At 65.6% G+C, this 3,860-nt stretch carries 4 protein-coding genes; 3 read left to right on the forward strand and 1 reads right to left on the reverse strand.

Annotated elements, in window-relative coordinates; translation table 11 throughout:
• The coding region (locus VGG51_01055) for an NAD(P)/FAD-dependent oxidoreductase (GenBank protein ID HEY1881610.1) at positions 1-1,516 on the forward strand (1,516 nt) is incomplete at its 5' end.
• Positions 1,517-1,534: 18 nt separating this feature from the next.
• Here VGG51_01055 and VGG51_01060 read toward each other — a convergent pair.
• Positions 1,535-2,098, reverse strand: a complete 564-nt coding sequence (locus tag VGG51_01060; protein ID HEY1881611.1) for a hypothetical protein — start codon at positions 2,096-2,098, stop codon at positions 1,535-1,537.
• A gap of 121 nt (positions 2,099-2,219) precedes the next feature.
• Here VGG51_01060 and VGG51_01065 point away from each other — a divergent pair, with 121 nt between their 5' ends.
• Both VGG51_01065 and VGG51_01070 read left to right on the forward strand, forming a co-directional pair.
• Positions 2,220-2,708, forward strand: a complete 489-nt coding sequence (locus VGG51_01065; GenBank protein ID HEY1881612.1) for a ferritin-like domain-containing protein — start codon at positions 2,220-2,222, stop codon at positions 2,706-2,708.
• A 76-nt stretch (positions 2,709-2,784) separates the two neighbouring features.
• The coding region (locus VGG51_01070; protein ID HEY1881613.1) for a SpoIIE family protein phosphatase at positions 2,785-3,860 on the forward strand (1,076 nt) is incomplete at its 3' end.

A 3,860-nucleotide genomic window follows, 5' to 3' on the forward strand; every position in this document is an offset into this window, starting at 1 on the left:
ATCCCCGCAGCGCTCGTACGACGCCGTCATCATCGGCGGCGGACATAACGGGCTTGCCTGTGCGGCGCTGCTGGCAAAGGCCGGACGATCGGTCGCCGTTTTCGAAAGCGCCGCCGTGCTTGGCGGGGCGGCCGTCAGCGATCGCGAGCTCTGGCCCGGATACACCCTCTCGAGCGCTTCCTACGTGTGCAGCCTGCTCGACCCGTGGCTGGTCGAGCATCTGCAGCTGCGTTCGCACGGGCTCTCGTACTACCGCAAGGACCCTTACGCGTTTACGCCGCTGCCCGACGGACGCTCGCTGCTGCTGGGCTCCGATCGCGAAGCCAACGCGCGCGAGATCTCCGCGTTCGATCCGCGCGACGTCGACGGGTTTGCCAAGTACGTCGAACGCAGCGATCGCTTGGGCCGCGCGCTCTTCGATTCGTTCTCCGATGAGGATCCGAACTTCGAACGCTTCGACGCGCAGACGCGCGCCGATCTGCGCGGCTCTGCCGCCGAACTGGTCGAGCAGTTTATTTCCACGCCGGTCCTCGCCGCGGAGCTCGTCAACGACGGCTTGATCGGCACGTACCGCGGCCCGCGCGACGCGGGAACCGGCTACGTGCTCGCCCATCACCTGGCGGGGCGTTTGCTGGGCGTGCAGGGCGCGTGGGCGTTCGTGCGCGGCGGCATGGGTTCGGTATCGGCCGCGTTAGCAGCGGCGGCGCGCGCGCACGGTGCGGAGTTCTTCACCGGAGATGCCGTCGAGCGCGTACTGCTCGATGAAGACGGCGCGGCGTACGGCATCGTTGCCGGCGGCGCGACGGTGCTCGCGCGTGCAGTCGCCTCGAACGCCCATCCACGCACGACCTTTCTGGATCTGCTCGAAGAGGGGGCGCTCGATCCGACGTTCGTTGCGCGCGTCACAGAGTGGCAGAGCGTCGGCTGTTCGCTGAAGGTCAACCTCGCGCTGGGCGAGCTTCCGAACTTCACCTCGCGGCCGGGAACCAACGCGCAGCCGCATCACCGCGCGACGATTCACTTGGCGCCGACGGTCGATTATCTGCAGCAGGCCTACACCGACGCGCGCGAGCGCGGGGAGAGCGAAGCGCCGCTGGTGGAGTGCTTCTTACAGACGCCGACGGATCCATCGCTCGCGCCGCCGGGCAAGCACATCCTTTCGGTGTTCGCACAGTATTATCCGTACGATCGCGCCGACGGGTGGAGCGACGCCAAACGCGAGGCCGCCGGCGATAAAATTATCGCGATGTTGGGTGAGGTGGCGCCGAATCTTCCGGGCGCGGTCGAGCACCGTCAAGTCTTGACGGCACCCGATCTCGAAGCGCGCTTCGGCCTGCGCGGTGGCCATATCTTCCACGGAGAACTGTTGCCGGGCCAGATCTACGAGGAGCGTTTTGCAACGCGCACCCCGGTGCCCAACCTCTATTTGTGCGGCTCGGGCGCGCACCCCGGCGGCTGCGTCAGCGGCTTCCCCGGCAAGCGCGCCGCCAACGCAATCCTGCGCGATCTCGCGTAGCGAAGCTCTTCCTTACCGCTAACGCGGCTGGCGCCGCGTCTCGCCGGCGTAGTCGACGTCTTGGTCGACTCGCTCGTGACGCCGTTCTGAATCGAGCGCGCGGCGAACGTCGCCGCGATGATCGTTGCTCTTGGGACGAACGGCGACGACGATGCCGCCCTCGCGCAGGCCTCGCTCGTAGTCGTGCGCGCGCTTTTCGCCGATGCCGACGCCGATCAGTCCGCCGACGATCCCGCCGCCGGCCGCACCGGCTCCCAATCCGGCAAGCGCGGCCGCCAACGGACCGACGACCAGGGGAGTAGCGAGGCCACCGGTGCCGGCGATTGCGACGACGCTGCCCGTTGCCGTAAGCCCCGCGACGATCGCGCCTAGCACGCCGCCGATCGTGGCGCCGGCTGCGATCCCTTCACTGCCTTTGGCGTTGACGACCGCGGAGAACGCTTTCTCGCGCGTCTTGTCGTCCATCATCACGCTGATGTCGTCGCGACCGTAACCCAGCCCGTGCAAACGGTCGACCGCGGCGCTTGCCGGCTCCCGGTCGTAGTAAATTTCCGATTCGAATGCGTCGTCTCTGTCGTACATGAATCCTCTCTTTCGAGGCGCTTTCTACCCTTTGCGCCACGCCGCAAAACAAGGGCGGGCGGCAGGCAGCAAGCGTTTCGTCGAGGTTTAATGCGCCCGGCGGACGGCTATATTGGCAACCATGATAAAAACCCTCAACGATTTATTTTACGAGACGCTGCGCGACATGTTTTACGCAGAGAAGAAAATTCTACGGACGCTTCCCAAGCTGGCAAAGGCGGTCAACTCCGACGAGCTGCGCGAAGCCTTCCTCCACCATCGAGACGAGACCGAGGGGCAGGTCGAGCGAATCGAACGCGTCTTCGAAATCATCGGCAAGCCCGCACGCGGAAAGACGTGCGACGCCATTGACGGCATCCTCGAGGAAGGCAGCGAGGTCATGCACGATTTCAAAGGCAATCCGGCACTGGATGCCGGCCTGCTCGCCGGCGCGCAGGCCGTCGAGCACTACGAGATCTCTCGCTACGGAACGCTGATCGCGTGGGCCAAACAAATCGGGTTGGCGGAGGCCCCGGATCTGCTCAAAGAAACGCTGGAGCAGGAAGTGCGGACCGACGAGATTCTGACGAAACTCGCAAAGAAAGCCGTCAACGCGGCCGCCGCGGGGTAGCGATCGGCGGAGTAGCGGTCAGCAGGGGTAGGGCACGAGAGGATGGCGCGCCGAGAGGGCTAAACGCCGCTGGTCAATGAGCCGGCAACGTCATATCGCGTTGATCGTGACGATGGTCCTCGCGGCCGTCGTCATTATCTCGCTGGGAGTCGCGGGGCTCTTGGTCCACCAGGTCGTCGCGAGTTCGTTCGCCGAGACCACAGAAGTTCGCCGGGTTCGGGTTGAGGTCGATTCCGTTCTGAGAGAACAGCTCGACGAGGAAACCGGGATCCGCGGCTATGCGGTGTCGTTCGTTCCAGCACTGTTGCAGCCGTATCGCGACGCCGCGCGCGCCTTCCCCGCGTCGGTCGTGCGTTTGGGATCGGATCTCACGTTCGTTCGATCGCCCGACGCGATGACGGCGCTCGCCGATATCTCCAAGAGCAATCGCCGCTGGCAAGTTGCCGTGGCGCAACCGGTACTTCAGCGCCAATCGCTGAGTCCGGCGCTGCAACTGGACGGCAAACGGCTCGTCGACGGCATTCGAGCCGACGTCCGGCGGATAGACAGAGACCTCGCGGTACGGCGAGCCGCAGTCGAACGGCGCAGCATCGCCGCGGTTGCGTGGATCGCGTTCTTGGGCGTTTTCGGCGTCGTCGCGCTGGTGGCGGTCGCGATCGCCTTCTCCGTGCAGCAGTACCGGCTGGCCGAGCGTGCCGAACGGAACCGGCGCGAGGCCGAAGCCGCGCAGCTTCAATCGGCCGCGCTGCAGGCCGCCTACGATGCGGAGCGACGCGTGACCGACACGCTGCAGCAGGCCTTCGTGCAGCGTCCGGTTCCGGCGATTGCGAACTTGAGCTTCAGTGCCGTGTATCTGCCGGCCGAAGACGAAGAGCGCGTCGGCGGCGATTGGTACGACGTGATCAAACTTCCCGGCGACCGCGCGCTGCTGATCATCGGCGACGTCGCCGGGCACGGGATCGACGCGGCGGTGGCGATGAGCAAGGCGCGTCACGCGCTGATTTTTTCGGGCATCGTCAATCTCGATCCAGCCTCGCTCTTGCGGCATGCCAACGTCGAACTCACCAACGCCAACTCCCCCCTGATTACCGCACTAGCCGTCGTACTCGATTCCAGCAACGGTACGCTGCAGTACGCATCGGCGGGGCATCC

Origin of the sequence: Candidatus Cybelea sp. (assembly GCA_036489315.1) — a bacterium.
In the GTDB taxonomy this organism is placed as follows: domain Bacteria; phylum Vulcanimicrobiota; class Vulcanimicrobiia; order Vulcanimicrobiales; family Vulcanimicrobiaceae; genus Cybelea.

Excerpts from the sequence above, each read along its gene's own strand:
- VGG51_01060 (HEY1881611.1), bottom strand. The coding sequence starts at position 2,098 with ATGTACGACAGAGACGACGCATTCGAATCGGAAATTTACTACGACCGG.
- VGG51_01065 (HEY1881612.1), top strand. The coding sequence starts at position 2,220 with ATGATAAAAACCCTCAACGATTTATTTTACGAGACGCTGCGCGACATG.